The sequence below is a fragment of the Denitratisoma sp. DHT3 genome, from assembly GCF_007833355.1.
Lineage (GTDB): Bacteria > Pseudomonadota > Gammaproteobacteria > Burkholderiales > Rhodocyclaceae > Denitratisoma.
Window position 1 is genome coordinate 15,951 of sequence record NZ_CP020914.1, and the last position, 26,862, is coordinate 42,812.

Here is a 26,862-nt window from a genome sequence, read left to right on the forward strand (position 1 = left end):
TCGTTTCAAGGATGTTGCTCCGCTCGGATGCCGGCCCATGTCCTGAGTACCGGATGATCCGCCCTGAGTTGCGGCGGCAAGGCGCTCAGCGCCTCACGAGCCGCCTGCTCGTCGGGGTAGCTGCCGAGGTATATCGCGACCGCGGCCCGGTCGGCATAGTTTCTCCTGTGCGCATAGACGTTCGAAAGGTCGACGTGCGGTTTGATTTTGTTCAGGTATTTCGCCAGATCGACTCGCGCGGGCAGTGTCGCCAGTTGCAGGGTGAATCCGCGCTGCTGCGGGTCGGCAACCGCCGCTTCCGTGCGTGTGATGATCATGTCTGGGTCCGGCTCTGCAATGACGGGGGAAACCACGGGGGAAACCACGGGGGAAACCACGGGGGAAACCACGGGGGAAACCACGGGGGAAACCACGGGGGAAACCACGGGGGAAACCTTGCGCGACACCGCCCGCGATGACGTTCCCATGCCGTCCTGGACGGCGGCGGCGGTCTGCGGCGCCGGACTCGCCGACGCCGCCGGATGCGCCAGCCACCAGGCAACCGCCGCCGACAGGAACGCTCCCAGCGCGAAACTCGAAACCCCCAGGCGCCAGCCGCGGCGGCTTGCCGCTGTTCGTGTCTGCGCCGGGTTTGCGTCGAGATCGCCGAAGGCCGTCCGCACATGGCTCTTGTCGACGCGCTGCGCGGTTTTGGCATAGGCGGCCAGCAGCGATTTGTCGGCGAGCAGATTGATGCGGCGGGCGCGGCCTTGGGACGCCTTGATCACCAGCGCCATCGCGGCCGGGGAGAACAGCCTGCCGCCGCGCCATCCCGCGATGCGCAGGCGGTGGTCGATATACGCCTCCGCTTCTTCGGAAGTGAGCGGCGGCAGTTCGAAGCGGTGGATGACGCGGTCCCTGACCTGCCGCAGCTTCCTGTCGGCAAGCAGCGTGTCGAGCTCGGGCTGGCCGAACAACACGATGTTGACCAGCTTGTGACGGTCGGTTTCGAGGTTCGACAGCATGCGCACCTCTTCCAGCGATTCAGGCGGCATCGCGTGCGCTTCGTCGACCACCAGCATGACGCGGCGTCCCTGGGCATGGCGCCGCAGCAGCTCCTCGTGCAGGCGTGCCAGGCTTCCCTCCGTGGAGGACGACAGATCGGTCAGGCCCAGGTCGCGCGAGATGGCGGTGATGATCTCGTCGCGGCTGAAGCGGGGGTTGGCCAGGTACACCGAATCGACATTGTCCGCCAGGTGCGCGATCAGCAATCTGGCGAGTAGCGTCTTGCCGCTGCCGATCTCGGCCACCACGATGACGATGCCTTCCTCGTGGCAGGCGACATGCTGCAGTGCGGAAAGAATGCCCCCACGCCGGCTGCCCGAAAAGAAGAAATCGGTGTCAGGCGTGATCTGAAAGGGGGGGCGGGCGAGTTCGAAATGTTTCAGATACAGGAGGGACATTGGCGAAGAGTCAAGAGCAGCACCCACTTACCGGCGACAGGCGAATCGGGATGATGCGTTCATTTTTAATGTAATGAACATGAAATTTATCAATAAATGAACAAATAGTTTCTATTGAAGGTGACAAGAAATTAACTTCCTGTTCATGGACGAAAAAGCGGAGTTCAGTCAGCGTCTGCGAAAGGCGATGGAAAACGCGGGTTATCCCCTGAGGCCCATCGTGCTGGAACGGGAGTTCAATATCCGCTACTGGGGCCGGGCGGTCACGGTGCAGGCGGTGCGCCGCTGGCTGCGGGGCGAAGCCATTCCATCGCAGGAAAAGCTTCAGGTGCTCGCCGACTGGCTGAAGGTGGAACCCCATGTCCTGCGCTTCGGCGAGAGCGCCATCAATTCGGTGCGCGAGAAAAAGAAGCGATGGGATGCCACGGTGGGCTACCAGGAACGCGAGGTGTTCGAGGCATTCCTGAGCCTTCCCGCGCCGCAGCGCAAGATACTTCGCGAGGTCATCCTGACCTTTGCCCAGGTGCATACCGGCGCCGAGAAGCCGTTGCAGAAATAGAGTCCTTCAAGGGGAGGGACGGCGGTGGGGATGGGTTTTTTTGGGGGGGCGTAAGCGTTTGAATGCGCCATTTATCCCACCCCGTCCTCCTCCTGGCCTCCCCCTTGCGGAGGGGGGGAGCCAATTTGCAGTCGTTCATGCGGCTGCCCCGCGACCCCGCGCAAATTGCACCGGCAGCGGCGCGCCGGGCGCTAGAATCGGGCGCATGGCACGGACAATCGGACGTTATGAAATCCGCCGCGAGCTCGGGCGCGGCGCGCAAAGCGTGGTCTACCTCGGCTGGGATCCCCAACTGCAGCGGGAGATCGCCATCAAGACCATGCATTTCGACCAGCCCGATCCTCAGCGCAATGCCATGCTGCTGGCGGAGGCGCGCACCGTCAGCAAGCTGCAGCACCCCAACGTGGTGGCGATTTTCGATGCCGGCGAGCAGGGCGGCGATCCCTATCTGGTGTTCGAATACGTGGCCGGACAGACCCTGGCCGAACGGCTGCGGCGCGAGGGGCCGATCGAGCCGGCGCTGGCCGCCGGCCTGATGCGCCAGGTACTCGGCGCCTTGGCGCAGGCCCATGCGCAGGGCATCATCCATCGGGACCTGAAGCCTTCCAACATCATCATGGACGCGGATGGCGCGCCGCGGGTGATGGATTTCGGCATCGCCGTGCGGGGCAACGATCTGCCGGCGGGCGAGGAGGGACTACTGGGCACGCCCGCCTACATGGCGCCGGAGTACCTGGAGAGCCGCTGCGTCAGCGAACAGATGGACGTGTTCGCCGCCGGGCTGATCCTGCTGGAAATGATCACCGGCCGGCGTGCCATCCAGGGCGACTCGGTGGGGCAGATCGTCTACCGCATCCGCAACGAGGACGTGCAACTGCCCAGGGGCATCGACGAGAAGCTCGGCGACATCATTCTCAAGGCCTGCGCGCGCAAGCGCGAACTGCGCTTCGGCGACGCGGGGCAGATGCGCGGCGGCGTCGACGCCTATCTGGACATCGGCAGCGCCGCCGCCGATGGCGCGACGGAACAGCAGCAGGCCACCCTGGAATTCCTGCTGCGCCGGATGCGCCACAAGTCGGATTTCCCGGCGCTGTCGGATTCCGTGTCGGCGATCAACAARCTCACCAATTCGGATCGAGAGAGCATCAACAAGCTGTCGAACACCATCCTGAAGGACTTCGCGCTGACCAACAAGATCCTGCGCCTGGTGAATTCGGCGTATTACCGCCAGGCCGGCGGCGGCAGCATCAGCACGGTRTCRCGGGCGGTGGTCGTGCTGGGCTTCGATGCGATCCGGAATCTCGCGATCACGGTGCTGCTGTTCGAGCATCTGCAGGACAAGGCCAATGCCAAGGATCTGAAGGAGGGATTCCTGCGCGCCAACATGGCCGCGCTGATGGCCCGCGACGCCAGCAGGCGCTCCATCGCGCGCGACGCCGAGGAAGCCTTCATCTGCTCCATGTTCCACGATCTGGGCAAGCTTTTGTCCCAGTTCTACTTCCCCGAGGAAGTGGAGACCATCCGCATCGCCATGCAGCAAAAACAGATCGGCGAGGTTCAGGCGTCGGCCCAGGTACTGGGGGTTTCCTTCGAGCATCTGGGCATCGCCATCGCCAGGAACTGGGGCTTTCCCGAGACCATCGTCGCCAGCATGCGCAAGCTGGATGCGGGGCCGGTGCGCAAGCCGGCCACCCACCAGGAAACCTTGCGGGTGATTTCGGGATTCGCCAACGAGCTGTGCGACATGATCGCCGGCGGTACGCCCGAGGAGCGCGCCAGGCGGATGCGCAGCGTCTCCGAGCGCTTCGCGGCCAGCGTGGGCTTGTCCAATCAGGAAATCCATGGCCTGGTGGAAAAGTCCTTCAGTGAGTTGGCCGACCTGGCCAGCATCCTGCACGTCAATCTGAAGCAAAGCCCCTTCGCCCGCCAGGTGCGGATATTCAACGGCGCGAACAAGGATGCCGAGGCCGGCGGCGAGAGCGACGGACTGAGCGACTCCCTGGCCCGGACGGTGCTCAACGATCCGCTGCCGGGTATCGAGACCGTGGAATTGGGCGGGGACGGCGGGGATAACGAGGATGCGTTGCGGCGCGACGCGGAGTCGGTGCTCGCGGCCGGCATCCAGGACATCAGCAATTCTCTGGTCGACGATTTCTCTCTCAACGACATCCTGCGCATCACGCTGGAGACCATATATCGGGCGATGGGTTTCCAGCGGGTCCTGCTCTGCCTGAAGGATGTCAAGAGCGGCCAGATGTCGGGTCGTTTCGGCTTCGGCCCGGACACGGCGGAGATCGCCAGGAAATTCAGGTTTTCGATGGCCTACGAGCCTGACGTGTTCCATCTGGCGCTGGCCAAGTCGGTGGATATCCTGATCACCGACATCGACGATCCCAAGATCGCCGGCAAGATCCCGTCCTGGTTCCGGGAGCGGATACCGGCCAAGACCTTCGCCCTGTTCCCGCTGGTGATCAAGAGCAATCCGGTGGCGCTGATCTATTGTGACAGGGACAGGGCGGGGTCGATCTCCATTCCCGAACGGGAGCTGCAATTGCTGAAGACCCTGCGCAATCAGGCATTGCTCGCGATCAAACAGTCCAGTTGAAAGGCGTCGGCCGATCATGAGCACTCCCACTCCGAATGTTCCGCGTTCTTCTCCACTCTCCGCCGTCGGCGGGCGGTTGCGGTTGCTGTGCTGGCTGGCGCTGGGGGCGGTGTGCCTGGCGCTGCTGTTCGGCGTCCTGGGATATTTCTGGCTGCCGGGATTCGCCAAGTCCAGGCTGGAGTCGGCCCTGGGCGCCGCGCTGCATCGTCCGGTCAGCATCGAGCGGCTGACGGTGTCGCCCTATGCCCTGGCGGCGACCGTCGAAGGGTTCAAGGCGGGGGATGTGCTTTCGGTGGACAGGCTGTACCTGGATCTGTCCGCGGCGTCCCTGCTGCGCGGCGTTCCGGTCGTCAGCGCGCTGCGGGTGGAGCGGCCGAAGCTGCATCTGGTGCGGGAATCGGGCTGGCGCTTGAATGTCTCCGATCTGCTGGACGTCTGGCTGGCGGAGAAAAAGGAGGAGCGTCCAACGCCCGAGTTCGCCATCCATGACATCGCCGTCGAGGGCGGCGAGATCGAGCTGGTGGACAAGGTGGCCGGGCGTACCCAGCGCCTGAGCGACGTCGAACTCACGGTGCCCTTCATCACCAGCGTGGCTTCACGCCGCGAGGTGTTCGTCGAGCCCCGTTTCAGCGCCCGCGTCAATGGCGCCGCGCTGAGCATCGGCGGCAGGCTGCGGCCTTTCGGCGCGGCGCGGGACGGAACCCTGGCGGTGGCGCTGACGGATCTCGATCTGATGCCGCTGCTCGCCTATGCGCCGCCGTCTCCGGCGCTGCTTCGCGCCGCCCGGCTGGGCGCCCGGCTGGAGCTCGACCTCCAGGCGCCGGCGGGCAAGGCGCCGGCGCTGAGCGTGGCGGGCGACGTCTCTCTGAAGGATGTGCGGGCCGACCTGCTCGGCGGGCGCCTGCGGGTGCGGGCCGCGCAATTGTCGGCGGATGGCGTTCGGGCCGATCTCGCCAGGCGCCGCGTCGAGCTGAAGGCGTTGCGCCTGGTCCCCGCCCAGGGAACGGCCCTGGCGCTGCGCCAGGTCGGGCAGGGCGGGCAAGAAGGGCCGGAGGGGCGCACGGCCGACTTCCTGCACCTGGAATCGCTGGGCCTGACGGATATCGCCGTAGACCTGGGCGCGCGCCGGATCACGGTCGCCGACGGAAAGTTGTCGGCGCCGGATCTGACCCTGCGGCGCACCCGCGAGGGGCGGCTGGATCTGATGGCGCTGGCCGCCGGCGGTGGGGCGGGTGGGGCTGAGGGCAAGGCGGCGCGGGAACCGGCGGCCGCCGAGACTGCGGCTGCGCCCTGGTCCTGGTCGCTGGCGCATTTCTCCGTCAACGGCGGGAACGTGACCTATGGCGACGACAATCTGCCCAAGGTGAAGCCCTTCACCCTGGCCGGCCTGGCCGTCGATGTGGGGCGGCTGGCGAGCGGGGAGGCGGCGCCGGTTCCGCTCAAGGCCTCGGCCTCGGTCAGCGGCAAGGGGCGCCTGGCGCTGGCCGGCAGCGTCAATCTCAAGGGCGAGGCGGATCTGGCGCTGGATGCGCGCCAGGTGGATCTGGTGGCGCTGCAAGGTTGGGCGGCCGATCGCTTCAATGCGCTGCTGACCCGGGGCGAGCTCAGTTTCAAGGGAAGCGCGAAGTACCAGGGCGGACGGGCCGCGGTCGATGGTGAACTGGCGCTGGGCAACGTGAATGTGCTGGATCGGGTGAATGCCGAGGATCTGCTGCGCTGGAAGCGTCTGCGCCTGACGCGTCTGTCCCTGGCCACCGCGCCGCTGTCGCTGCGGGTCGGGGAGGTGGCGCTGAACGACTTTTCCGCCAAGGTGCTGCTCAACGAGCGGGGCCAATTGAATCTGAAGGGCATTGCCCGGTCCGATCCCGAGCTTGTCGATCTGTCCGCGGCCGAGCCGGGTGATGCCGAGCATGTCGAGCATGTCGAGCATGTCGAGCATGCCGATGGGGCGCTGGTCCAGGGTGTTCCGGCGCCGGTCGCTCCGATGGCGGACGCCGTCGCCCAGGCCGCGCCGGCCGTACCTGTCGTACCGGCCGTACGTGAGCCCGGTCCGGACGTCCGCATCGGCCGCGTAACGATCACCGACGGCAGGGTGAGGTTTACCGACCGCTTCATCCGCCCGAACTATTCAGTCCGCCTGACCGATCTGAACGGCTCCGTGGAGGCGCTCGCCGCGGGCACGCTGAGTCCCCTGGAATTGCAGGGCAGCATCGATGGGACGGCGCCGCTCAAGATCAAGGGGCGGATCGATCCGCTTTCCTCGCCGCCGAACCTGGAGATCCAGGCCAGCGCACGGGGGATCGACATGCCCGGTTTTTCCGCCTATTCCGGTCGTTATGTGGGTTACGCGATCGAAAAAGGCAAGCTTTCGATGGACGTGCAATACAAGGTGGAACATGGACAGTTGACGGCCGAGAACCAGCTTTTCCTCGACCAGCTCACATTCGGCGACAAGGTGGAAAGCAAGGACGCCCTGTCCATTCCGGTGAATCTGGCCGTCGCCCTGCTGAAGAATTCACGCGGCGAGATCGACATCCATCTGCCCATCAGCGGTTCCTTGAACGATCCCAAGTTCAGCATCGGCGGCATCGTGGTGAAGGCGCTGCTCAATCTGGTGGTGAAGGCCGTGACATCGCCATTCGCCCTGCTGGGTTCCCTGTTCGGCGGCGGCGAGGATCTGTCGAATGCGGTCTTCCCGCCGGGACTGGCCGTGCCGACGCCGGAAGTGGAGACCCGGCTGCGGGCGCTGGCCAAGGCGATGGCCGAGCGCCCGGCGCTGACCCTCGAAGTGACCGGCCGGGCCGATCCGGAGCAGGACAAGGCCGGGATCAAGCGCGCCACGCTGGACCGCAAGCTGCGCGCGCGCAAGTTGGCCGAGCAGGTGCGCAAGGCGGAAAAAGGCGGCCGCCTGCACGAAGTGACGCTTTCCGCCGCCGAATATCCGCTGTATCTGGAAAAGGTGTATGCGGACGAGAAGATTCCGGACAAGCCGCGCAACGTGGTCGGCCTGGCCAAGAGCCTGCCGCCGGCGGAAATGGAGGCCCGCCTGCTGGCGTTCTATCCGGCCGGGGACGCGGAGCTGCGCGCCCTGGCCGAGCAGCGCGGGCGGCGTACCCAGGCCTGGCTGCTGGAGACGGGCAAGGTGCCCGCCGAGCGGGTGTTCCTGCTGGCGCCCAAGGTCGAGGCGGCCAAGGGCGAGGCGCCGGGCAACCGGGTGGATTTTTCGTTGAGATAGCGATGAGCAAGGCATTTACCCGGGAAACCGATCAGGACGAGGACGATGGCGAGGTCGCCGCGCCCGCCCTGCCGCCCGGCACCCGAAACTACATGACGCGGCGCGGCCATCGGTTGCTGCGCGAGGAGTTCGAGCATCTGGTGAAGGTGGAGCGGCCCAATCTGGTCCAGGTGGTGTCCTGGGCGGCGGGCAACGGCGATCGCTCGGAAAACGGCGACTACATCTACGGCAAGAAGCGGCTGCGGGAGATCGACCGCCGCCTGCGTTTCCTGACCAAGCGCCTGGACAGCGCGGTGGTGGTGGACCCGGCCGAACAGGAGAACGTCGATCAGGTGTTCTTCGGCGCCACGGTGACGATCTGCGACGAGGAGGGCGCGGAGGCCCGCTACCAGATCGTCGGCATCGACGAGGCCGACGTGGGCGCCGGCATGATCAGTTGGATCTCTCCGCTGGCGCGGGCCTTGATGAAGTCGCGGGAGGGGGACCTGGTGCGTTTCCAGAGCCCCCAGGGGTGGCGCGAGATCGAGATTCTGGAAATTCTCTACCGCTGAAAATGACGGCGGCTCAGATCAGCCCTTCCGCCTTGAGGGTGGCCTGGACGGCCGGGCGGGCGGCCACCCGCTGCACGAAGGCCGTCAGGGCCGGCCAGGCGGCGAGATCGACCTTCGTGTACTGCGTCCAGCCCAGGGTGACGAACAGGTAGGCGTCGGCGACGCTGAAGCGGTTGCCCACCAGGTAGTCCTGCTTTTCCAGTTGGCTGGCGGCATGGTTCAGCCGGCTGGTCAGCGTCTTGAGGACCTGCTCACGGGCGGCGGCGTCGAGCCGTGGATTGAACAGGGGCGAAAAGCTCTTGTGGATTTCGGTGGCGATGAAGCTCAGCCATTCCTGGGTCTTGTTGCGCTCGAAGCTGCCCGCCGGCGCCAAGAGGCCCGCTTGCGGCGCCTGGTCGGCCAGGTATTGGACCACGGCGGAGCATTCGCCCAGGGTGCGGCCGTCGTCGAACTGCAGCAGGGGCACGAAGCCCAGGGGGCTGATCTCCTTGTAGTCCGCGCCCTGCTCGGTGACCGATTTGCCCAGGGCGACCTTGACCAACTGGAGCGTCAGGCCGCCTTCCCGGGCGACGATGTGGGCGGCCTGGGAGCAGGCGCCGGGGGCGTAATAGAGTTTCATGGGGCTCTCCTTCCTGTCTGGTTCGTCTGGTGGGGAGTCCGCATCCTAACTCGACGCGATGTGAAACGGCAGCCTCCTGGGGGCCGCCCCTTGAAATCCGCGGTTTCGCCCCCATCAATCGGACTCGTCTGTTTTCTGGAGCTCCCTTCATGTCCGTCGATGCCGCCAATCGGGAAACCCTGGGTTTTCAAACCGAGGTGAAGCAGCTGCTGCACCTGATGATCCATTCCCTGTATTCCAACCGCGAAATCTTCCTGCGCGAACTGATCTCCAACGCTTCCGACGCCTGCGACAAGCTGCGTTTCGAGGCCCTGCACAACGGTGCGCTGTTCGAGTCCGATCCCGACCTCAAGATCCGCATCGCCTTCGACGCGCAAGCCCGTACCCTGACCGTCAGCGACAACGGCATCGGCATGAGCCGGGACGAGGTGATCGCCAACCTGGGCACCATCGCCAAGTCCGGCACCCGCGAGTTCTTCGGCCGGCTGACCGGCGACCAGCAGAAGGATGCCCATCTGATCGGCCAGTTCGGCGTCGGCTTCTATTCTTCCTTCATCGTCGCCGACAAGGTGACGGTGCTCACCCGCCGCGCCGGCGAGCAGTCCGGCCAGGGCGTGCGCTGGGAGTCGGAAGGCGCCGGCGAGTTCAGCGTGGAGATGGTGGACAAGCCCAGCCGCGGCACCGAGATCACCCTGCATCTGCGCGAAGGCCAGGACGACCTGCTCTCGGGATGGATGCTGCGCTCCATCATCCGCAAGTATTCCGACCACATCGTCCAGCCCATCGTGATGAAGCAGGAGTCCTGGGACGAGGAGAAGAAGGCCCAGGTCGTCACCGACGAGGACGAGACGGTCAATAAGGCCTCCGCCCTGTGGACCCGCGCCAAGAGCGACATCGCCGAGGACGAATACAGGGAGTTCTACAAGCACGTCGGCCATGACTTCGACGACCCGCTGGCCTGGGTCCATGCCCGCGTCGAGGGGCGCCAGGAATACACCCAGCTGCTCTACGTGCCGGGCCGCGCGCCGTTCGACCTGTGGGACCGCAACGCGCGCCACGGCATCAAGCTCTACGTGCGCCGCGTGTTCATCATGGACGACGCGGAGCAGCTGCTGCCCAACTACCTGCGCTTCGTGCGCGGGGTGGTGGATTCGGCCGACCTGCCGCTCAACGTGTCGCGCGAGATCCTGCAGGAATCGAAGGACATCGAGGCCATTCGCAGCGGCTGCACCAAGAAGGTGCTCGGTCTGCTGGAGGACCTGGCCGGCAGCGAGGATGACGAAGGCAAGGCGAAGTACGCGCGGTTCTGGGGCGAGTTCGGCCGCGTGCTGAAGGAAGGGGTCGGCGAGGATTTCGCCAACAAGGCGAAAGTCGCCGGCCTGCTGCGCTTCGCGTCGACCCGCGCCGACACGCCGGAGGAGACCGTCGCCCTGGCCGATTACGTGGCGCGGATGAAGGCGGGGCAGGACAAGATCTATTACGTCGCCGCCGACAGCTTCAATGCGGCGAAGAACAGCCCCCACCTGGAAATCTTCCGCAAGAAGGGTATCGAGGTGCTGCTGCTCTCCGACCGGGTGGACGAGTGGGTGGTGGGTAACTTGCACGAGTTCGAGGGCAAGGCGCTGGCCTCGGTGGCCAAGGGCGGCCTGGACCTGGGCGAACTGGCCGACGAGGCCGAGAAGCAGGAGCAGGAGTCCGCCGCGGGCGAATTCAAGAACCTGGTGGAGAGGATCAAGACCGCGCTCGGAGAGCGGATCAAGGATGTGCGGGTGACCCATCGTCTGACCGATTCCCCCGCCTGCCTGGTGGCCGACGAGCACGACATGTCGGCCAACCTGGCCCGCTTGCTGAAGGCGGCGGGGCAGTCGGCGCCGGACGTGAAGCCGATCCTGGAGATCAACCCCAGGCATCCGGTGGTGCTGCGCCTCAGGCACGAGGAAGACCGGTTCGACGCGTGGGCCACGGTACTGTTCGAACAGGCGCTGTTGGCCGAGGGCGGGCAGCTCGACGATCCGGCCACCTTCGTCAGGCGGATCAACGATCTGATGCTGGCGCTGACCCAGGGCGACGCCTGAGTCGTCGACAAGCGTAAGCGCTTGTCTTCAAGAACGCGGCGCGGACGCCGCGTTCTTGTTTTAGAATCCGCTCCCATCAGGCGCGGTCGAGCGACCGGGGAGGGGCGGCGCCGCGCCGGGCGGGGAGACAGGCAAGCCGCCCCCCGCATCCATCATGAAAACATCAAGGCTGCCGCTATGCGCATTCTGCTCAGCAACGACGACGGATATTTTGCTCCGGGCATCATGGTCCTGGAGCGGGCGGTCGCCGACCTGGCCACGGTGACGGTGGTGGCGCCGGAGCGCGACCGCAGCGGCGCCAGCAATTCCCTGACGCTCGATCGTCCGCTTTCGCTGCGCCGCGCGCCCAGCGGATTCCACTTCGTCAATGGCACGCCGACCGACTGCGTGCATCTGGCGGTGACCGGCATGCTGGAGGACAAGCCCGACATGGTGCTCTCCGGCATCAACCTGGGCGCCAACATGGGCGACGACACCATCTACTCGGGCACCGTGGCGGCGGCCACCGAAGGCTACCTGCTGGGCGTGCCGTCGATCGCCGTATCCCTGGTGGGCAAGCACGGCGAGCATTTCGCGACGGCGGCCAAGGTCGCCCGGGATCTGGTGCAGCGGTTCCAGCGCCGGCCCTTCAGCGGCCCCGTGCTGTTGAACGTGAATGTGCCGGACATTCCCCTGACCGAACTGAAAGGACTGCGGGTCACCCGCCTCGGCCGGCGCCACAAGGCCGAGCCGGTGGTCAGGCAGTTGAGTCCGCGCGGCGAGACCGTGTATTGGGTGGGCCCGGCCGGCGAGGCCGCCGATGCCGGGGAAGGCACCGATTTCCACGCGGTGGCCGAGGGCTACGCCTCGGTGACGCCCCTGCAGATCGATCTGACCCACACGGCCCAGATCGGCGCTGCCCAGGAATGGCTGCTGGCATGAATACCCTGCAGGGCATCGGCATGACCTCGCAGCGCACCCGGACGCGCATGATCGAGCGCCTGCGGGAGCAGGGCATCCGCGACGAACGGGTGCTGGCGGCCATCGCCGCCGTGCCGCGACACATTTTCGTCGAGCCGGCGCTGGCGCACCGGGCCTACGAGGACACGGCGCTGCCCCTGATCCTGGGCCAGACCATCTCGCAGCCCTACGTGGTCGCGCGGATGATCGAGTTGCTGCTGGCCGGCCGCGAGGGGCTGGGCAAGACCCTGGAGGTGGGCGCCGGCTGCGGTTACCAGGCGGCGGTGCTGGCGATGTTGTCGAAGAACGTGTATGCGGTGGAGCGCATCGCGCCGTTGCTGAGCCGCGCCCGGGAGAATCTGCGCCAATTGCGTCTCCCGCAAGTGAGACTTAAGCACGCTGACGGCAATCTGGGGCTTGCGGAGGCGGCACCTTACGATACGATCATCGTCGCGGCGGCCGCGGCCGGGGTGCCGCAGGCGTTGCGGGACCAGCTGGCGCCGGGCGGGCGCATGATCCTGCCCGTGGGCGGCGGCCATGAACAGGTTCTGCTGCTGGTCGAGCGTGGTCCCGAGGGATTCAAGGAAACGCGTTTTGACGCGGTGCGTTTCGTGCCGCTGTTGCCGGGGGTTGAATGAGAGTTCTCCTGCTTTGCGCCGCCACCCTGGGGCTGGCCGCCTGTTCCAGCCACCCGCCGGTGCCGGTGGAAACCCGTGGCCTGTCGCTGGCCGCCGCGCCGGCCGAGGTGCCGGCGGGTCATTACGTGGTGAAAAAGGGCGATACCCTGTATGGCATCGCGCTCGACCATGGCCAGTCGTATCGCGATCTGGCGGCCTGGAACAATCTGGAGGATCCCAACCGCATCCTGATCGGCCAGCAGTTGCGGGTGACGCCCCCGGACAATGCCGGCGCCGGCGTCGAGGTGCGGCCGGTGGCGGCGCCGCCGGCCGTGGAATCCCGCCCGGTGGCCGCGGCGGCGGCGGTCGCGGTGGGCGATGTCCTGGTGCGGGAACCAAAAGGCGGAAAACAGGCCTATTCGGAAGAGGCGTTGGCGCGCCTGCGCCAGCCGGAGCCGATGCAGACCGTGCCGGTGGCCAGCGCGCCGCCGGCCGCCGACAAGGGCGCGGCGCAGGCGCCGGCCGATGGGATCGGCTGGGCCTGGCCGTCTTCGGGCAAGATACTGGCGGGTTTCAGCGAGGGCAGCAACAAGGGCGTGGACCTCGCCGGCAAGCCGGGGGATCCGGTGCTGGCGGCGGGCAGTGGCAAGGTGGTGTATGCGGGAACGGGGCTGCGCGGCTACGGCAAGCTGGTGATCGTCAAACACGACGCCACCTTCCTTTCGGCCTATGCCCACAACAGTCAAATACTGGTCAAGGAAGGGCAGAGTGTGACCCGGGGACAGAAAATCGCCGAGGTAGGCAGCACGGACGCCGACCAGCCCAAGCTGCATTTCGAAATCAGACGTCAAGGTAAACCGGTAGACCCCACCCAGTATTTACCCAAACGCTAGGAGGTACGTGCCGTGAGCGACGAATCGTTTGCCAGGGATGAGGAGATCGAGGCTTCCTCCGAAGGTGAAGAGGAAACCACGGCAACGGAAGGGGCGGAGCTTGATTTCCTCGATGACATCACACAGCTCTATCTCAATGAGATCGGCACCCATGCCCTGCTGAAGGCCAACGAGGAGCGTGCCTTGGCGCGGGCGGTGCAGGCGGGGGATTTCGCCGCGCGCCAGCGCATGATCGAGTCCAATCTGCGCCTGGTGGTCAGCATCGCCCGGCATTACCAGAACCGGGGCCTGCCCTTCGACGACCTGATCGAGGAAGGCAATCTGGGCCTGATCCATGCGCTGGAGAAGTTCGACCCGGAGCGGGGCTTCCGCTTTTCCACCTATGCCACCTGGTGGATCCGGCAGAACATCGAGCGGGCGATCATGAACCAGTCGCGCACCATCCGTCTGCCGGTCCATGTGGTGAAGGAACTCAACCAGGTGCTGCGCACCCTGCGGCAACTGGATACCCAGGACGGTTCCGTGCATCACGGTCCGGAGGACGTGGCGATCGTGCTCGGCAAGCCGGTGCATGAGGTGCGTCAGATCCTGACCCTGCCGGAGCGCACCGCTTCCCTGGATGCGCCGCTGGAGATCGATCCGGATCTGACCATCGGCGATGCGGTTGCCGACGACAACGAGATCGGACCGGAACTGACGTTGGCCCAGGTGGAGGTGGAAGGGCTGATGGAAGGCTGGATCGAGGAGCTGTCGGAACGGCAGCGCCTGGTCATCGAGCGCCGCTACGGCCTGAACGGGCAGGAACTGGAAACCCTGGAAAACATCGCCAGCGCCATGGGCGTGACCCGCGAACGGGTGCGCCAGATCCAGATGGAAGCCTTGCAGAGCCTGCGCCGGCGGCTAACGCGGGACGGCCTGGGGCGCGACGCCCTGCTCTGAGCCGTTCGACGCCGCGCCGTCGTGCGCGGAGCCGAGCGCGGCCAGGCCGGATTCCTGCCGCATGCGCTGGCGCAGGGCCGCCGCCAGGTCGGCCACGGCCGAGGCGTAGAAACTGCTGCGGTTGTAGCGGGTGATCACGTAGAAATTCTGGTAGCCCAGGCGGTATTCCGTCTGGGCGCCGGGGGTGACGTAGTCGATCAGGGCCGCCGGGGCTTCGGGCGCGTCTTCCGTCGCCACGCCGTAGTCGGCCATTTCCCGCGGCAGGCGCCTGGGCGCGATGCCTTCCTCAAGCAATTCCTCCACTCGTTCTCCGCTCACGGCGGCGGCCGCCAGGATCGGGCCGCCCCGCTGCCAGCCATGCTCGGCCAGAAAGCGGCCGACGCTGCCGATCGCGTCGACGCTGCTGGCCAGATCCACCCGGCCGTTGCCGTCGAAATCCACCGCCCACTGGCGCTGGCTGCTGGGCAGGAACTGGGGCATGCCCAGGGCGCCGGCGTAGGAGCCGTGATAGGAGAGCGGAGAACGCCCCTCCTCCCGGGCCAGCAGCAGCAAGGCCTCCAGCTCGCGGCGGAACAGTCCGGCGCGGGGCGGGTAGTCGAACGCCAGGTTGGTCAGGGCCGAGAAGGTCTCGAAACGGCCCATGTGGCGGCCGTAGATGGTTTCCACGCCGATGATGGCGACGACGATCTCCGCCGGCACGCCGTAGAGCGTCTCCACCCGCAGCAGCGGGTCCCTGTGCAGGGCCCAGAACTTGACCCCGGCGGCGATGCGGCGGGGCTCGACGAAGCGGTCGTGGTACGCCTGCCAGGAGCGGATGCCCGGGTCCTTGGGGGGCTGGATCGCCTTCAGCACGGCCGGCAGGGGCCGGGCCTGGTGGAACAGGTGGGCGAGTTCCTCACTGGCGAAGCCGTGGCGCCGCGAAAGGTCGCCGATGAAGTCGCGCACGTCCTCCCGCTGGGCGTAGTCGACGGCGCTGGCGCCGGCGGCCGGGGGCGGCAGACAGACCGCCAGGAGGCATAACAGGAGGGACGGAAACTTCATGGGTTTCATGGCGAGAATTCGGCGATGCGGCGCTTGAGATCGGACAGTGCGGAACGGCTGTCGGCCACTTTACCGTAGCGCAGGGACTCGTAAAGCCCGCAGATGGCTTCGATTTCACCTGCCTTCCCCGGCATTGCGCCGCACAGTCGTCGGCCGTGGTCGCACGGTCCTTCCCAGGGCCGCCGTTCCAGGCCGCGCGGGCGGAGTTTGCGCTGGAAGCGCCGCCAGGCCGCCTGCAACGGGTCCGCGCGCCGCCACTGGCGCAGCGTCCAGGCGGCGAGCAGCAGCATCAGCGCGCCGCAGAGGACGGCCAGCAGAATGCCCATGGTGCGCCAGTCGGGGGCGGCCATACCCAGACGGCGCAGCAGTTCCTGCTGGCGCTGGTCGTCATAGCCCAGCACCCACTGGTTCCAGTGGTTCGACAGGGCTTCCCAGCGGTAGCGCAGTTGTCGCAGCCATGCCAGCGTCGGCCGCTCCAGCAGCGGCAGCGGGTCTCCGCTTTGCACCGCGGCGGCCAGGCTGTTTTGCACCCGGTCGGGCGCGATCGCGGCGGTGGGGTCCACGCGCCGCCAGCCCTCTCCCTTCAGCCAGACTTCGGCCCAGGCATGGGCGTCGGACTGGCGCACCAGCAGGAAACCGTCCACCGGATTGATTTCCCCACCCTGGTAGCCGGTGACCACGCGAGCCGGAATACCGGCGGCGCGCATCACGAAAACGAAACTGGCGGCAAAGTGCTCGCAGAAGCCGCGCCGCGTCTCGAACAGGAATTCGTCGATGCTGTGGCGTCCCAGCGCCGGCGGCGCCAGGGTATAGACGAAGGACTCGGTTCGATAGCGGGCCAGCATCGCGTTCACCAGCGCCCGGTCGTCTTTCGCGGCGCCGCGCAGGGCCTCAGCCAGGGCGCGGCTGCGCGGATTGAAGCCGGTGGGCAGGCGCAGCGCGGCCCGACGCACGGCTTCGGTCTCGTCCTTGCCCACCGCCAGGGCCAGGTGGGAACGCATCGGGTAGCGCAGGCGGTTGTGAATCGGCTCCTTGCTGAGCAATTGATATTGATGGGTGATATAGCCTTGGCTCGGTACCTGGCCGGGCAGGTCCAGGGCGAAGAGCCAGTGGCGATTGTGGGGTTCCAGGGTGACTTCATAGTCGATGGCCGGCCCTTCCGGGCGATAGGGCAGCCCATCGCCGATGCCGGGCGGACCGATGTGCCAGGTCCGCCCGTCGAAATACTCCAGCACCGGACCCCGCCAGTAGCGTTCGGCCTTGGGCGGCGGCGGGCCGGAAAAGCGGGCGCGGAAGGCGATCGCGTCGGACAGCGAGAGTTCGGTGATGGAACCGGGCGCCATGCTTTCGGAGAGGCCGCTGAGGCCGCCGTGGGCGTCGGCCGGCAGCCCCCACAGCGGCGTCGACAGCCGGGGAAAGAGGATGAACAGCAGGACCATGAAGGGTGTCGCCTGGAGCAGCAGCTTTCCCGCCTGGGCCAGGGTGCGGCGCGGCGAAGGCTGGTCGTGGTTGAGGGCGATCATGGCGCCGGTCGTCACGAGCAGGGCGGCGAGCGCGGCGATGGCGGCCGCGATGCTCTGGCTGTGGAGAAAGTGCGCCAGTATCAGGAACAGGGCCAGCAGCAACGCCACGTAGGCGTCGCGCCGGCTGCGCATCTCGAACAGCTTCAAGGCCAGGAACAGGGTCAGCAGCGCGATCCCGGGGTTCTTGCCGATGATGGTGCGATATTCGAGGCCGACGCCGATCAGAGCCGCCACGGCGACCAGGTTGAGCATCCAGTGGGGTGGCGGGGGGATGCGGCGCCAGAGCAGCCAGCCGCGCCCGATCAGCGCCAGCCCCGCCAGGCCGGAGAGCCAGAGCGGCAGGTAGGGCGTCAGCGGCAACCCGACCGCCAGCGCGGCGGCGGCCAGCCAGAGGACCTGCCGCTGCGTGATCGGCGGGGAGTGCGGCTTAGTTGCTGCCATGGAGCGCCAGCGCTTGCAGGCAGCGGTGGTAGTGGACCGCGCCGCTGGCCGGTTTCAGGCTGCGTCCGGGCAGGCGCAGCCCCCAGGCCAGGCCGGCGCCATGCGCATCGCAGACCCAGCGGGCGAGCAGCGACAGGCGCGACTCGTCGTCCAGCCCGGGAGGCAGGCGCTCCCAGTCCAGCCACAGGGTCCGAGCGCTTTCGCCGGCGAACGTCTTGGTCAGCAGCTCTCCTTCCGGATGGCGGGCGGCGGCTTTCCAGGCCACGTGCTGGCGCGGATCGCCCGGCTGGTGGCTGCGCAGTCCGGCGAAATCGTCGCCGCCGCCGGACTGGCGCAGCCCGCCGGTCCGGCCTCCGTCGCCCAGGGGCAGGGGCGGTGCCAGGGGAGCCGGTCGCGGATAGACCAGGCAGTTCAGGGCCGGGACGGCATAGGCCCAGGCCCTGACCAGCCCCAGCGGATAGGAGGTTTCCAGGGTGACGCGAGGCAGGGGCAGCCAGCCGCGCTGCGCGGCGGGTACGGGAAGGGCGGCTTCGATGCAGTCGCCGCCCGGCACATTCACCGCCACGGCCGCGCCGTTGCCGGCGCGTAGCCGCAGTTCGGGGCGGCTGTCGGGCCGTGGATTGTGCAGCACCAGGCCGAAGAAGGCGGTGTCGCCGGCGAAGACCGGCTCGGCGCGGCCGGGCGTGATGCGCAGTCGGGCCAGATTGCGGAAAGTGGCGAGGATCGCGGCGATGCCCAGGCCCGTCAGCAGAAAAACGAAGGCGTGCCCCAGGCTCAGACCGTAATTGATGGCGCCGACCAGCATCACCGCCAGGCTCGCGGCATAGGCCAGTCCGGCCCGGGTGGGCAGCACGTAGATGCGGCGCTGGGTGAGGACGATGGGAGAGGCTTCCACCGTCTTGCCACGCAAGGCCCAGCGGTAGAAACGCTGACGCAGGGGGGCGACGAGGTTCACGGAGACGGTGGCCGCGAAATGGCCCGTTGAAACGGCAAGTCGAACATTCTTAAAACCTCAGTCAGCCACAGAGGACCACAGAGGACACGGAGATCACAGGGGAAAGGCAATGGGTTGCCAACGCTGGATCGCTCACCCGCAAGGTGATCGGGTCAATTGCGGCAAATCCGCTTCCACTCTGTGTCCTCTGTGATCTCTGTGGCTTGAAGTGCGGTTTTCAGGTTCATCGAAGCTTTCCCTGCCGGGTTCCGGCTTGGCCGGTTCAGGGCAGGGGCACCGACTCGATCAGACGCCGCGCCATTTCCTCGGCGGTGGGGGCGACGTCAGTGCCGGCGCCCGGGTGCAAACGGTGGCCGGCGACCGCCGGCAGCACGGCCTGGATGTCTTCCGGCAGCACATGGTCGCGTCTTTCCAGCCAGGCCCAGGCGCGGGCGGCCGCCAGCAGGCCGAGCGCCGCGCGGGGCGACAGGCCGGTCGCGAAGTCGGCGCCGTGGCGAGTGTGTTCGGCCAGGGCCTGCACGTAGTCGATCAGTGCCGGCGCCGCATGGACGCTCGCCACCTGCTGTTGCAGTTCTTGCAGGGCCGCGGGGGGAAGCAGGGGGGAAAGCTCCGCCACCATGGTGCGCCGGTCGGCGCCGGCCAGCAGTTCGCGTTCCGCCGCGCGGTCCGGATACCCCAGTTGGAGGCGCATCAGGAAGCGGTCCAACTGCGATTCGGGCAGGGGGAAGGTGCCGATCTGATGGGCGGGATTCTGTGTGGCGATGACGAAAAAAGGCACGGGCAGGGGGCGCGTCCGGCCTTCCACCGTGACCTGGCGTTCTTCCATGGCCTCCAGCAGCGCGCTCTGGGCTTTCGGCGTGGCGCGATTGACTTCGTCGGCGAGAATCAACTGGGCGAAGATCGGTCCGGGGTGGAAGCGGAAGGCGCCGATCTCCCGGTCGAACACGGAGACGCCGAGAATGTCGGCCGGCAGGAGGTCGCTGGTGAATTGGATGCGCTGGAATTCCAGCCCCAGCAGCCGGGCCAGCAGGTGGGCCAGGGTGGTCTTGCCGACGCCGGGAATGTCCTCGATCAGCAGGTGGCCCTGCGCCAGCAGGCAGGCCACGGCCAGGCGGATCTGGCGTTCCTTGCCGAGAATCACGCGCCCGGCGGCGGCGAGGACCTGCTGCATGGGGGAGTCCGATGAGGGTGCAAGCATGGCGCAAGGTGGCTGGGAGATAATGAAAGCGTCTCAGTTGATTGTATGCCATCCCTTTCATGACCACCGCCTACATCACCCACCATGATTGCAGGCTCCACGACATGGGGCCGGATCACCCGGAATGCCCGGATCGGCTGGACGCCATCAACGACCGCCTGATCGCCGCCGGCCTGGACATCTATCTCCAGCACCATGACGCCCCGCTGGCGGAGATGGCGCATTTGCTGCGGGTGCATCCGCGCAGCTACGTCGAGCAGCTTCAGGACAGTGCGCCGGGTCATGGCATCGTCCATCTGGACCCGGACACGGTGATGAGTCCCGGAACCTTGCGGGCCGCGCTGCGGGCGGCCGGTGCCGGGGTGCTGGGCGTCGACCTGGTGATGAAGGGGGAGGCCAGCAATGCGTTTTGCGCTGTGCGTCCGCCCGGCCATCACGCCGAACGGGCGCGGGCGATGGGGTTCTGCTTTTTCAACAACATCGCCGTGGCCGCCGGCCATGCCCTGGAGGCCTGGGGACTGGAGCGGGTGGCGATCGTGGATTTCGACGTTCATCACGGCAACGGCACGGAGAACATTTTTTCCGGGCATCCGCGCGTGTTGATGGTTGGCAGTTTCCAGCACCCGTTCTATCCCTACAGCGGCACCGACCATCCGGCCGCCAATATGTGCAACGTGCCCCTGCCGGCCGGCACCCGTGGCGACGCATTCCGCGACATGGTGGCCGACCTGTGGCTGCCGCGGCTGAACGCCTTCGCGCCGCAGCTGGTGCTGATCTCAGCCGGTTTCGACGCCCATTGCGAGGACGACATGGCTTCCCTGGGGCTGGTGGAGAACGACTACGCCTGGGTCACGACCCAGCTCAAGACGCTGGCCGAGACCCATGCGGGCGGGCGCATCGTCTCGATGCTGGAGGGCGGGTATGCGCTGTCGGCCCTGGGGCGCAGCGCCGCCGCCCACATCAAGGTTCTGGCCGGTCTGTAGGCGGGGCGCTTTCGGTTAGAATCACAAGCTCATTTGTCTTGGATTTGTTCATGATTACCGGTTCCATCCCCGCAATCGTCACCCCCATGCATGAGGACGGCAGCCTGGATCTGCCTGGATTCAGGCGCCTGCTCGACTGGCATGTGGCCGAAGGTTCGGACGCCATCGTGGTGGTCGGCACCACGGGCGAGTCGCCGACGGTGGACGTGGAAGAGCATTGCCAGATCATCGAGACGGCGGTGAGCCACGTGGCGGGCCGGGTACCGGTGATCGCCGGTACCGGCGCCAACTCGACCCGCGAAGCCATCGAGCTGGGCCAGTTCGCCAAGCGCGCCGGCGCCGCTGCGCATCTGTCGGTGGTGCCCTATTACAACAAGCCTACCCAGGAAGGTTTGTACCGGCATTTCAAGGCCATCGCCGAGGCGGTGGAACTGCCCCTGATCATGTACAACGTGCCCGGCCGTACCGTGGCCGACATGTCCAACGACACCACGCTGCGCCTCGCCCAGGTGCCGGGCATCGTCGGCATCAAGGATGCCACCGGCAATATCGAGCGGGGCTGCGATCTGATCAAGCGGGCGCCGCGCGAGTTCGCGATCTACAGCGGCGACGATGCCACGGCCCTCGCCCTGATATTGCTCGGCGCCCAGGGCACCATTTCCGTGACCGCCAACGTGGCGCCGCGGCTGATGCACCGGATGTGCGAAGCCGCCCTGGCGGGCGACCTGGCGGCTGCCCGCGAGCTCAACGCCCGTCTCCTGGGCCTGCATCGGCACCTGTTCGTCGAGGCCAATCCGATTCCGGTCAAGTGGGCCGTGCAGCAGTTGGGCCTCATCGAAGGGGGGCTGCGCCTGCCGCTGACGCCGCTGTCTCCGGAATTCCATGACCGCCTGCGCAGTGCCATGCGTGAAGCGGATATCCAGATTTGACCACTTAAGGTAAAGACGCATGAAGCCGAAGTCGTTGGTGCTGACGCTGTCGCTGGGACTGCTGCTGTCCGCTTGCAGCAGTTCGCTGCTGGAAAACAAAAAGGTTGACTACAAGTCGGCGGGGAAATTGCCGCCACTGGAAATTCCCCCCGATCTTTCGGCGCCGAGCCGCGATGAACGCTATGCGGTGCCGGATATCGCCAATCCCAAGGGAACGGCCAGCTATTCGACCTACTCCGGCGAGCGGGGCGGCCAGGTGCGGGCTTCCACCGGCCAGGATGTGCTGCCCAAGTTCGACAATATGCGGATCGAGCATGCCGGCACTCAGCGCTGGCTGGTCGTGCCGGGAGCGCCGGACAAGGTTTGGCCGCTGGTGAAGGAGTTCTGGCAGGAGTCGGGTTTCATCATCGGCAGCGAGCGTCCCGAGTCCGGCGTGATGGAAACCGACTGGGCCGAGAATCGCGCCAAGCTTCCCCAGGACATGCTGCGGAGCACGCTGGGCAATATCTTCGACAGCGCGTATTCCACCGGCGAGCTCGACAAGTTCCGTTCCCGTCTCGAACCGGGCGCGACTGCGGGCACCACCGAGATCTACATCAGCCATCGGGGCATGGTCGAGGTGTACATCAACGAGGGCAAGGAGCAGACCCGCTGGCAGCCCCGTCCCGTGGATACGGGCCTGGAGTCGGAGATGCTGCGCCGCCTGATGGTCCGCCTGGGCGTCGAGGAGGCGCGCGCCGCGACGATGCTGGCGGAGAAGCCGCAGCAGGAGCGGGCGAAGATCCTGCCGCCGGGCGCGGGTAATCCTGCGTCACTGGAAATCAGCGAGCCTTTCGACCGGGCCTGGCGCCGGGTCGGTTTGGCGCTGGACCGGATCGGCTTCACCGTGGAAGACCGCGACCGCAGCCAGGGCGTCTATTACGTGCGCTATGTGGACCCCGAGGCCGATGTCAAAAAAACGGCCGGCGAGCCGGGCTTCTTTTCCAAGCTGATGTTCTGGAAGAGCGACAAGCCCGTGACCATCGACAACGCCCGCTACAGCATCCACGTCAAGAGCAGTGCCGATGCCACCTCGGTGCAAGTCCTGACCCGGGAGGGTGGAGTGGATAAATCGGAAACGTCGAGGAAAATCCTCAATCTGCTTCACGAGCAGCTCAAATAAACTCCATTTCCCCATCCGGCGTTGCCGGATGGGGAAAATCGGCAAAAAAAAGCCCAGCCGAAGCTGGGCTTTTTCGTGCTGGGAAGCCCAGAATTACTTCTTGGCTTCGGCAGCGGCGGCGGGAGCAGCAGCGTCAGCGGCGGGAGCAGCAGCTTCAGCAGCGGGAGCGGCGGCGGGAGCAGCAGCTTCAGCAGCGGGAGCGGCGGCGGGAGCCGGAGCAGCAGCTTCAGGAGCGGGAGCCGGAGCAGCAGCTTCTTCTTTTTTGCCGCAAGCGGTCACGGCCAGAGCAAGCAGAGCAGCAACGAGGAGAGACTGTTTCATTTGTTTGCCTTTATCGATAAGTCAAGTCAATATAGCCCGGCTTGAACCGGACGGCCGGGTTCGAACGCCGACCAGCGCAGGATTGTAGCATGCAGTAATTTCACCTTGTAGCACACTATGGCGGATTTTTTATGACTGAATTCGCATTGATCCATGTCAAAAGATTCCCAATGCGATGCCGCTGGCCATCGCGGCGCCCAGTTCCCGGCAGCGGTCGAGCGTATCGGCGGTGATCGGTCCCCGGGCGACGATGGGGTCCGCCACCAGTTTCCAGCCGTAGCCGGTGGCGATGCGTCCGATCTCCCGAACCGCTCCGCTGCCGTCGTTGCCCGCGGAGACCAGCAGTGCATAAGGCCTTCCCACCGTCTTGCCCTCGGCCGGATAGTAGGTGCGGTCGAAAAAATCCTTGATGGCGCCGCTCATGTAGCCGAAATTTTCCGGGGTGGCGATCAGCAATCCATCGCAGGCCAGCAGATCGTTGATGTTGGCGTCAAAAGCCCGCTTGAAGACGACTGTTACCCCCTCTTCCTCTTGTGCGCCCTCCAGTGCCGACTGCGCCATGCGGGCCGTGTTGCCGCTCTGGCTGTGGTAGATGATCAGCAGGCGGCGCATGGGTCTTGACGATAAAACTGGCGCAATTGATCGTAAACCGCAGGATAGTCGCGCTGAATCACCTGCGGCGTTTCGAAGAATGCTTCGCTGAGAACGGCAAAGAACTCCTCGGGCCGCTCGGCGCCGTAGGGATCGAGTTCGGTTTCTTCACCACGGTCGACGGTCTGCAGGAAATGTTCATAGGCGTCGCCCAGGATCGTCTGCCAGGCTTTGCGGGACATGCCTCGATGCAAGGGAGGGCGCCCATTGGCGATACCGCCTTGGCGCATGTCCAGCTTATGGGCGAATTCGTGAATCACCACGTTGATGCCCAACGGCTGTGCCTCGGGCGGAAACCAGGAAAGCAGCACCGGTCCGCCCTCCCAGGCCTCGCCCAGGGCGAAGTCGTCGTACTCATGCACGATGCCGTTTTCGTCCATGGTTTTGCGTGGAATGATGAAGTCTCCAGGGTAGACCACGATGCCCACCCAGCCACGGTACCATTCCAGGCCGAGGTTGAGCACCAGCAGGCAGGCTTGGAGCGCGATGGAGATTTGCATCGAGGCATCGAGCGCCAGTCCGCCGGCCCCCGCCCACTGTTTTTCGACGATAAAGCTCTGCGCCAGTGCGCGCAGGCGCATCCGCTCGGTGTCGTCAAGCCGGGCCAGGCAGGGCAAGCCGGCCTCTACCGCACTCCATTCGGCTTCGGTGATCCCCAACTGTGCGACCGCTCTGCGGCGCAATCGGTTTCGGAGCCACTCAAACATCGGCTGCTTTCAATGTATTGGCGAAAAAGAAACGGGGGCCGCAGCCCCCGTGACGATCGTTGCCGTTTGCTTCGGATTCAATCGATCTTGGCCTTGGCGCGCAATTCGCCGATGTGCCGTTCGACCGCTTGCTGCTGCAAGCGCTGCACGATCTGGGGCTTGGTTTCGTCCATCGGCGGCAGCTTGAGGGCTCGGGTTTCCTCGAGTTCGATGACATGCCAGCCAAAATCGGATTTGACCGGGGCCTCCGTGAATTTGCCTTTTTCCAGGCTGACGATCGCGTCGGCAAAGGGCTTGACGTAATTCGACGGAATCGACCAGCCAAGCTCGCCGCCTTTTTCCTTGGAACCGGGATCCTTGGACTGCTGCGCCAGGGTCTCGAATTTTTCGCCCTGCTTCAGTTTGGCGATGATGTCCTTGGCCTGGTCTTCCGATTCCACCAGGATGTGCCGCACCCGATATTCGGTGTCGCCCAGTTGGGCCTTGATGGCATTGTATTCACGGTTGACGGCCTCGTCGCTGATCGGGTTGGCGTGCAGGTAGTCGTTGATGTAGCTGTTGATCAGGACGCCTTGGGCCGCCATGTTGATCTGGCCGATGACCTCGGGACGCTTGTCGACGCCTTTCTTGATGGCTTCCTGTGAGAGGATCTCGCGCCGGATGATTTCCTCGCGCACGGCTTGGCGCAATTCCTCCGAGTCGGGACGACCCTGGGCCTTCTGCATTGCCAGCAGGAACTCGGCCCGGTGCTTGGGCACCGCCTTGCCGTTCACGGTGACGTACGGTGCCGCAGTCGAACCATCTGCCTTGGAGGCCGCCGCGGGCTTTGCCGGAGCCGCGCCGAAGGCTGCGGGGACGCTCAGTGCGACAGCCAGGGGGATCAGGGTTGCCTTCAGCAGGGGGTATTTCATGGAGGAGTCCTCTGGTGTTTTGTCTGGTTTTGGGATCAGATTTCGTCGGGCGCTTTGGCCGTGATGCTCAGGGCGTGAAAGCCGTGCGGGCCTTTCAGGGAGCGGAGAGCATCATACACCAAGCGATGGCGCTCCAATGGGCGCTTGCCGATAAAGCGCGGAGATACGATCGTCATGTCGAAATGGCCGCCGCCAGCGGCGGCGCCTGCATGTCCTATATGCCGGTGGCTTTGGTCCTCGATTTCCAGGACGAGAGGTTCCAGGTCCGTCAACAAGCGGCGCATGGCGGCAATGGTCGGGCTCATTTTGGAAAGACGCGATTGAATGGACGAACGGTGACTTGGGCGTATACGCCCGCTGCGACATAGGGATCGGCGGCGGCCCAGGTCTGGGCGGCTTCCAGGGAGTCGAATTCCGCCACGATCAGACTGCCGGAAAACCCCGCGGGGCCCGGCGTCGGGCTGTCGATGGAGGGGCAGGGACCGGCCAGCAACAGGCGTCCTTCGGCCTGCAGGGCGTCCAGCCGGGCCAAATGGGCGGGGCGGGCGGCCATGCGCTTTTCCAGGCTGCCGGGCCTGTCGTCGGCGATGACTGCGTAGAGCATCAGGGCTTTTCCTTCTTTTCCATTGCAACATACTTCCCCAGATACAGGCTTTGGGCGATGACGAAAACCAGCATCAATCCCATGCCGCCGAACAGCTTGAAATTCACCCAGGTCTCGAGGGGGAAGGAGAACGCAAAAATCAGGTTCAGAACGCCCATCGCCAGGAAGAAGACGATCCACGCGCCGTTGAGGCGCGTCCATACCGGTGCGGGCAGAGTGATCTGCTCGCCGAGCATGGACTGAATCAGATTTTTGCGGAAGAACAGCGCGGAGACCGTCAGCACGGTGGCGAACAGCCAGTACAGCACGGTCGGCTTCCACTTGATGAAGGCCTCGTCGTGGAGGAGCAGGGTCGCACCGCCGAATACCGTGATCAGCGCCAGGCTGATCCACAACATGGTGTCCACTTTGCGATGCCGCCACCACACCCAGGCGACCTGGACGGCGGTGGCGGCAATGGCGACGGCCGTGGCGACGAATACGCCGCCGAGTTTGAAAGCGATGAAAAAAAGGACGATCGGGAACAGGTCGAACAGGAATTTCATGGAGTTGGTTTTTTCTCCAGTTTCAGGGCGGCCGAGTTGATGCAATAACGCAACCCGGCAGGGGGTGGGCCGTCGTCGAAAACATGGCCGAGATGGGCGCCGCAGTGGGAACAGGTGACCTCGGTCCGGCGCATATTATGGCTGTGGTCGGCGCTTTCCGTGATTTCGGCGCCGGCCGCCGGCTGCCGGAAGCTGGGCCAGCCGCAGCCCGCATCGAATTTTTGCGACGACTCGAACAGGGGGGCGCCGCAGCAGACGCACCGATAGACCCCGTTCTCGTCGCAGTCCCAGTAGCGGCCGGTGAAGGGCCGTTCGGTGCCTTTCTCACGGGTGACGTGATACTCGATGGCCGACAATCGCTGGCGCCAGTCGTCTTCGGTCTTGGTTACTCTTGCCATGGAATTCCCTCCGCCTCGA

26 protein-coding genes are annotated in these 26,862 nt (G+C 65.8%); 12 read left to right on the top strand and 14 right to left on the bottom strand.

Annotated features, from left to right (window positions below):
- Positions 1-5: 5 nt before the first annotated feature.
- Positions 6-1,442 (bottom strand): ExeA family protein, encoded by a 1,437-nt coding sequence (locus tag B9N43_RS00115; RefSeq protein ID WP_145840323.1) that lies wholly within the window; start codon positions 1,440-1,442, stop codon positions 6-8.
- A 145-nt stretch (positions 1,443-1,587) separates the two neighbouring features.
- Between B9N43_RS00115 and B9N43_RS00120 the strand changes: the two genes are divergently transcribed.
- The 4 genes from B9N43_RS00120 (at position 1,588) to greB (ending at position 8,392) form a co-directional block, all read left to right on the top strand.
- The gene (locus B9N43_RS00120; RefSeq protein ID WP_145840324.1) at positions 1,588-2,001 is read left to right on the top strand and encodes a transcriptional regulator; all 414 of its coding nucleotides are present in this window, start codon (positions 1,588-1,590) and stop codon (positions 1,999-2,001) included.
- A 205-nt stretch (positions 2,002-2,206) separates the two neighbouring features.
- Entirely contained in the window at positions 2,207-4,606 is a 2,400-nt protein-coding gene (locus B9N43_RS00125) for a serine/threonine protein kinase (protein WP_145840325.1), read from the top strand.
- Between the two features lie 16 nt (positions 4,607-4,622).
- Entirely contained in the window at positions 4,623-7,841 is a 3,219-nt protein-coding gene (locus B9N43_RS00130; RefSeq protein ID WP_145840326.1) for a DUF748 domain-containing protein, read from the top strand.
- A 2-nt stretch (positions 7,842-7,843) separates the two neighbouring features.
- Positions 7,844-8,392, top strand: a complete 549-nt coding sequence (gene greB / locus B9N43_RS00135; protein WP_145840327.1) for a transcription elongation factor GreB — start codon at positions 7,844-7,846, stop codon at positions 8,390-8,392.
- A 13-nt stretch (positions 8,393-8,405) separates the two neighbouring features.
- On the opposite strand, the gene gstA is transcribed toward greB, so the two are convergent.
- Complete coding sequence (gene gstA, locus B9N43_RS00140) at positions 8,406-9,011, bottom strand: glutathione transferase GstA (protein ID WP_145840328.1); 606 nt, start codon at positions 9,009-9,011, stop codon at positions 8,406-8,408.
- Between the two features lie 149 nt (positions 9,012-9,160).
- Between gstA and htpG the strand changes: the two genes are divergently transcribed.
- The 5 genes from htpG to rpoS all read left to right on the top strand — a co-directional run bounded on the left by htpG (position 9,161) and on the right by rpoS (position 14,474).
- Entirely contained in the window at positions 9,161-11,086 is a 1,926-nt protein-coding gene (gene htpG / locus B9N43_RS00145) for a molecular chaperone HtpG (RefSeq protein WP_145840329.1), read from the top strand.
- Positions 11,087-11,263: 177 nt separating this feature from the next.
- On the top strand, positions 11,264-12,007 hold the full coding sequence (gene surE / locus B9N43_RS00150; protein WP_145840330.1) for a 5'/3'-nucleotidase SurE: 744 nt from the start codon (positions 11,264-11,266) through the stop codon (positions 12,005-12,007).
- Positions 11,992-12,663, top strand: a complete 672-nt coding sequence (locus tag B9N43_RS00155) for a protein-L-isoaspartate(D-aspartate) O-methyltransferase (protein ID WP_145840331.1) — start codon at positions 11,992-11,994, stop codon at positions 12,661-12,663. The genes surE and B9N43_RS00155 overlap by 16 nt, the downstream gene beginning before the upstream one ends.
- Entirely contained in the window at positions 12,660-13,535 is an 876-nt protein-coding gene (locus B9N43_RS00160; protein WP_145840332.1) for a peptidoglycan DD-metalloendopeptidase family protein, read from the top strand. Before B9N43_RS00155 ends, B9N43_RS00160 begins: the two co-directional genes overlap by 4 nt.
- A 12-nt stretch (positions 13,536-13,547) precedes the next feature.
- Positions 13,548-14,474: an RNA polymerase sigma factor RpoS gene (gene rpoS, locus B9N43_RS00165; protein ID WP_145840333.1), complete on the top strand. Its 927-nt coding sequence runs from the start codon at positions 13,548-13,550 to the stop codon at positions 14,472-14,474.
- Here the strand turns inward: rpoS and mltB are convergent.
- The 4 genes from mltB to B9N43_RS00185 form a co-directional block, all read right to left on the bottom strand.
- Positions 14,436-15,515, bottom strand: a complete 1,080-nt coding sequence (gene mltB / locus B9N43_RS00170; RefSeq protein WP_261379357.1) for a lytic murein transglycosylase B — start codon at positions 15,513-15,515, stop codon at positions 14,436-14,438. The two genes, rpoS and mltB, sit on opposite strands and share 39 nt — an antisense overlap.
- Positions 15,516-15,520: 5 nt before the next feature.
- Positions 15,521-17,479, bottom strand: coding sequence for a DUF3488 and DUF4129 domain-containing transglutaminase family protein (locus tag B9N43_RS00175; protein ID WP_145840335.1), 1,959 nt, complete (start codon positions 17,477-17,479; stop codon positions 15,521-15,523).
- Positions 17,466-18,434 carry a DUF58 domain-containing protein gene (locus B9N43_RS00180; RefSeq protein ID WP_261379358.1) on the bottom strand — a complete coding sequence of 323 codons (969 nt, stop codon included), beginning with the start codon at positions 18,432-18,434 and terminating at the stop codon, positions 17,466-17,468. Before B9N43_RS00180 ends, B9N43_RS00175 begins: the two co-directional genes overlap by 14 nt.
- A gap of 262 nt (positions 18,435-18,696) precedes the next feature.
- Positions 18,697-19,605: an AAA family ATPase gene (locus B9N43_RS00185; protein ID WP_145840336.1), complete on the bottom strand. Its 909-nt coding sequence runs from the start codon at positions 19,603-19,605 to the stop codon at positions 18,697-18,699.
- Between the two features lie 86 nt (positions 19,606-19,691).
- Between B9N43_RS00185 and B9N43_RS00190 the strand changes: the two genes are divergently transcribed.
- Genes B9N43_RS00190 through bamC form a run of 3 tightly spaced genes read left to right on the top strand, consistent with a single transcriptional unit; the run spans position 19,692 to position 22,706 of the window.
- A complete protein-coding gene (locus B9N43_RS00190; RefSeq protein WP_222428766.1) occupies positions 19,692-20,615 on the top strand; it encodes a histone deacetylase family protein in 924 nt (307 codons plus the stop codon).
- Positions 20,616-20,665: 50 nt separating this feature from the next.
- A complete protein-coding gene (gene dapA, locus B9N43_RS00195; RefSeq protein ID WP_145840337.1) occupies positions 20,666-21,544 on the top strand; it encodes a 4-hydroxy-tetrahydrodipicolinate synthase in 879 nt (292 codons plus the stop codon).
- A gap of 19 nt (positions 21,545-21,563) precedes the next feature.
- The gene (bamC, locus tag B9N43_RS00200; RefSeq protein ID WP_145840338.1) at positions 21,564-22,706 is read left to right on the top strand and encodes an outer membrane protein assembly factor BamC; all 1,143 of its coding nucleotides are present in this window, start codon (positions 21,564-21,566) and stop codon (positions 22,704-22,706) included.
- A 93-nt stretch (positions 22,707-22,799) separates the two neighbouring features.
- Here bamC and B9N43_RS00205 read toward each other — a convergent pair whose 3' ends face one another.
- From B9N43_RS00205 to msrB, 8 genes are all read right to left on the bottom strand, one after another.
- Complete coding sequence (locus B9N43_RS00205; protein ID WP_145840339.1) at positions 22,800-23,027, bottom strand: hypothetical protein; 228 nt, start codon at positions 23,025-23,027, stop codon at positions 22,800-22,802.
- A gap of 156 nt (positions 23,028-23,183) precedes the next feature.
- Positions 23,184-23,639, bottom strand: coding sequence for a flavodoxin family protein (locus B9N43_RS00210; protein ID WP_145840340.1), 456 nt, complete (start codon positions 23,637-23,639; stop codon positions 23,184-23,186).
- Positions 23,624-24,385 (bottom strand): zinc-dependent peptidase, encoded by a 762-nt coding sequence (locus B9N43_RS00215; protein ID WP_145840341.1) that lies wholly within the window; start codon positions 24,383-24,385, stop codon positions 23,624-23,626. Before B9N43_RS00215 ends, B9N43_RS00210 begins: the two co-directional genes overlap by 16 nt.
- 77 nt (positions 24,386-24,462) lie before the next feature.
- The gene (locus B9N43_RS00220; protein ID WP_145840342.1) at positions 24,463-25,296 is read right to left on the bottom strand and encodes a peptidylprolyl isomerase; all 834 of its coding nucleotides are present in this window, start codon (positions 25,294-25,296) and stop codon (positions 24,463-24,465) included.
- A 35-nt stretch (positions 25,297-25,331) separates the two neighbouring features.
- A complete protein-coding gene (locus B9N43_RS00225; protein ID WP_145840343.1) occupies positions 25,332-25,601 on the bottom strand; it encodes a BolA family protein in 270 nt (89 codons plus the stop codon).
- Complete coding sequence (locus B9N43_RS00230; RefSeq protein ID WP_145840344.1) at positions 25,598-25,900, bottom strand: YciI family protein; 303 nt, start codon at positions 25,898-25,900, stop codon at positions 25,598-25,600. Before B9N43_RS00230 ends, B9N43_RS00225 begins: the two co-directional genes overlap by 4 nt.
- Positions 25,900-26,445: a septation protein A gene (locus tag B9N43_RS00235; protein WP_145840345.1), complete on the bottom strand. Its 546-nt coding sequence runs from the start codon at positions 26,443-26,445 to the stop codon at positions 25,900-25,902. Before B9N43_RS00235 ends, B9N43_RS00230 begins: the two co-directional genes overlap by 1 nt.
- Positions 26,442-26,843, bottom strand: coding sequence for a peptide-methionine (R)-S-oxide reductase MsrB (gene msrB / locus B9N43_RS00240; protein ID WP_145840346.1), 402 nt, complete (start codon positions 26,841-26,843; stop codon positions 26,442-26,444). The genes B9N43_RS00235 and msrB overlap by 4 nt, the downstream gene beginning before the upstream one ends.
- Between the last annotated feature and the right edge of the window lie 19 nt (positions 26,844-26,862).

What these genes read in the sequence shown, in the direction of transcription:
- B9N43_RS00210 (WP_145840340.1), bottom strand. Translation starts at nt 23,639, where the DNA reads ATGCGCCGCCTGCTGATCATCTACCACAGCCAGAGCGGCAACACGGCC.
- mltB (WP_261379357.1), bottom strand. Translation starts at nt 15,515, where the DNA reads ATGAAGTTTCCGTCCCTCCTGTTATGCCTCCTGGCGGTCTGTCTGCCG.
- B9N43_RS00130 (WP_145840326.1), top strand. Translation starts at nt 4,623, where the DNA reads ATGAGCACTCCCACTCCGAATGTTCCGCGTTCTTCTCCACTCTCCGCC.
- B9N43_RS00220 (WP_145840342.1), bottom strand. Translation starts at nt 25,296, where the DNA reads ATGAAATACCCCCTGCTGAAGGCAACCCTGATCCCCCTGGCTGTCGCA.
- B9N43_RS00185 (WP_145840336.1), bottom strand. Translation starts at nt 19,605, where the DNA reads ATGCAGCAGGTCCTCGCCGCCGCCGGGCGCGTGATTCTCGGCAAGGAA.
- B9N43_RS00115 (WP_145840323.1), bottom strand. Translation starts at nt 1,442, where the DNA reads ATGTCCCTCCTGTATCTGAAACATTTCGAACTCGCCCGCCCCCCCTTT.
- B9N43_RS00205 (WP_145840339.1), bottom strand. Translation starts at nt 23,027, where the DNA reads ATGAAACAGTCTCTCCTCGTTGCTGCTCTGCTTGCTCTGGCCGTGACC.
- B9N43_RS00190 (WP_222428766.1), top strand. Translation starts at nt 19,692, where the DNA reads ATGACCACCGCCTACATCACCCACCATGATTGCAGGCTCCACGACATG.
- B9N43_RS00235 (WP_145840345.1), bottom strand. Translation starts at nt 26,445, where the DNA reads ATGAAATTCCTGTTCGACCTGTTCCCGATCGTCCTTTTTTTCATCGCT.
- dapA (WP_145840337.1), top strand. Translation starts at nt 20,666, where the DNA reads ATGATTACCGGTTCCATCCCCGCAATCGTCACCCCCATGCATGAGGAC.
- bamC (WP_145840338.1), top strand. Translation starts at nt 21,564, where the DNA reads ATGAAGCCGAAGTCGTTGGTGCTGACGCTGTCGCTGGGACTGCTGCTG.
- B9N43_RS00120 (WP_145840324.1), top strand. Translation starts at nt 1,588, where the DNA reads ATGGACGAAAAAGCGGAGTTCAGTCAGCGTCTGCGAAAGGCGATGGAA.
- msrB (WP_145840346.1), bottom strand. Translation starts at nt 26,843, where the DNA reads ATGGCAAGAGTAACCAAGACCGAAGACGACTGGCGCCAGCGATTGTCG.
- B9N43_RS00225 (WP_145840343.1), bottom strand. Translation starts at nt 25,601, where the DNA reads ATGAGCCCGACCATTGCCGCCATGCGCCGCTTGTTGACGGACCTGGAA.
- surE (WP_145840330.1), top strand. Translation starts at nt 11,264, where the DNA reads ATGCGCATTCTGCTCAGCAACGACGACGGATATTTTGCTCCGGGCATC.
- B9N43_RS00175 (WP_145840335.1), bottom strand. Translation starts at nt 17,479, where the DNA reads ATGGCAGCAACTAAGCCGCACTCCCCGCCGATCACGCAGCGGCAGGTC.
- B9N43_RS00215 (WP_145840341.1), bottom strand. Translation starts at nt 24,385, where the DNA reads ATGTTTGAGTGGCTCCGAAACCGATTGCGCCGCAGAGCGGTCGCACAG.
- B9N43_RS00155 (WP_145840331.1), top strand. Translation starts at nt 11,992, where the DNA reads ATGGCTGCTGGCATGAATACCCTGCAGGGCATCGGCATGACCTCGCAG.
- B9N43_RS00230 (WP_145840344.1), bottom strand. Translation starts at nt 25,900, where the DNA reads ATGCTCTACGCAGTCATCGCCGACGACAGGCCCGGCAGCCTGGAAAAG.
- B9N43_RS00160 (WP_145840332.1), top strand. Translation starts at nt 12,660, where the DNA reads ATGAGAGTTCTCCTGCTTTGCGCCGCCACCCTGGGGCTGGCCGCCTGT.
- gstA (WP_145840328.1), bottom strand. Translation starts at nt 9,011, where the DNA reads ATGAAACTCTATTACGCCCCCGGCGCCTGCTCCCAGGCCGCCCACATC.
- greB (WP_145840327.1), top strand. Translation starts at nt 7,844, where the DNA reads ATGAGCAAGGCATTTACCCGGGAAACCGATCAGGACGAGGACGATGGC.
- htpG (WP_145840329.1), top strand. Translation starts at nt 9,161, where the DNA reads ATGTCCGTCGATGCCGCCAATCGGGAAACCCTGGGTTTTCAAACCGAG.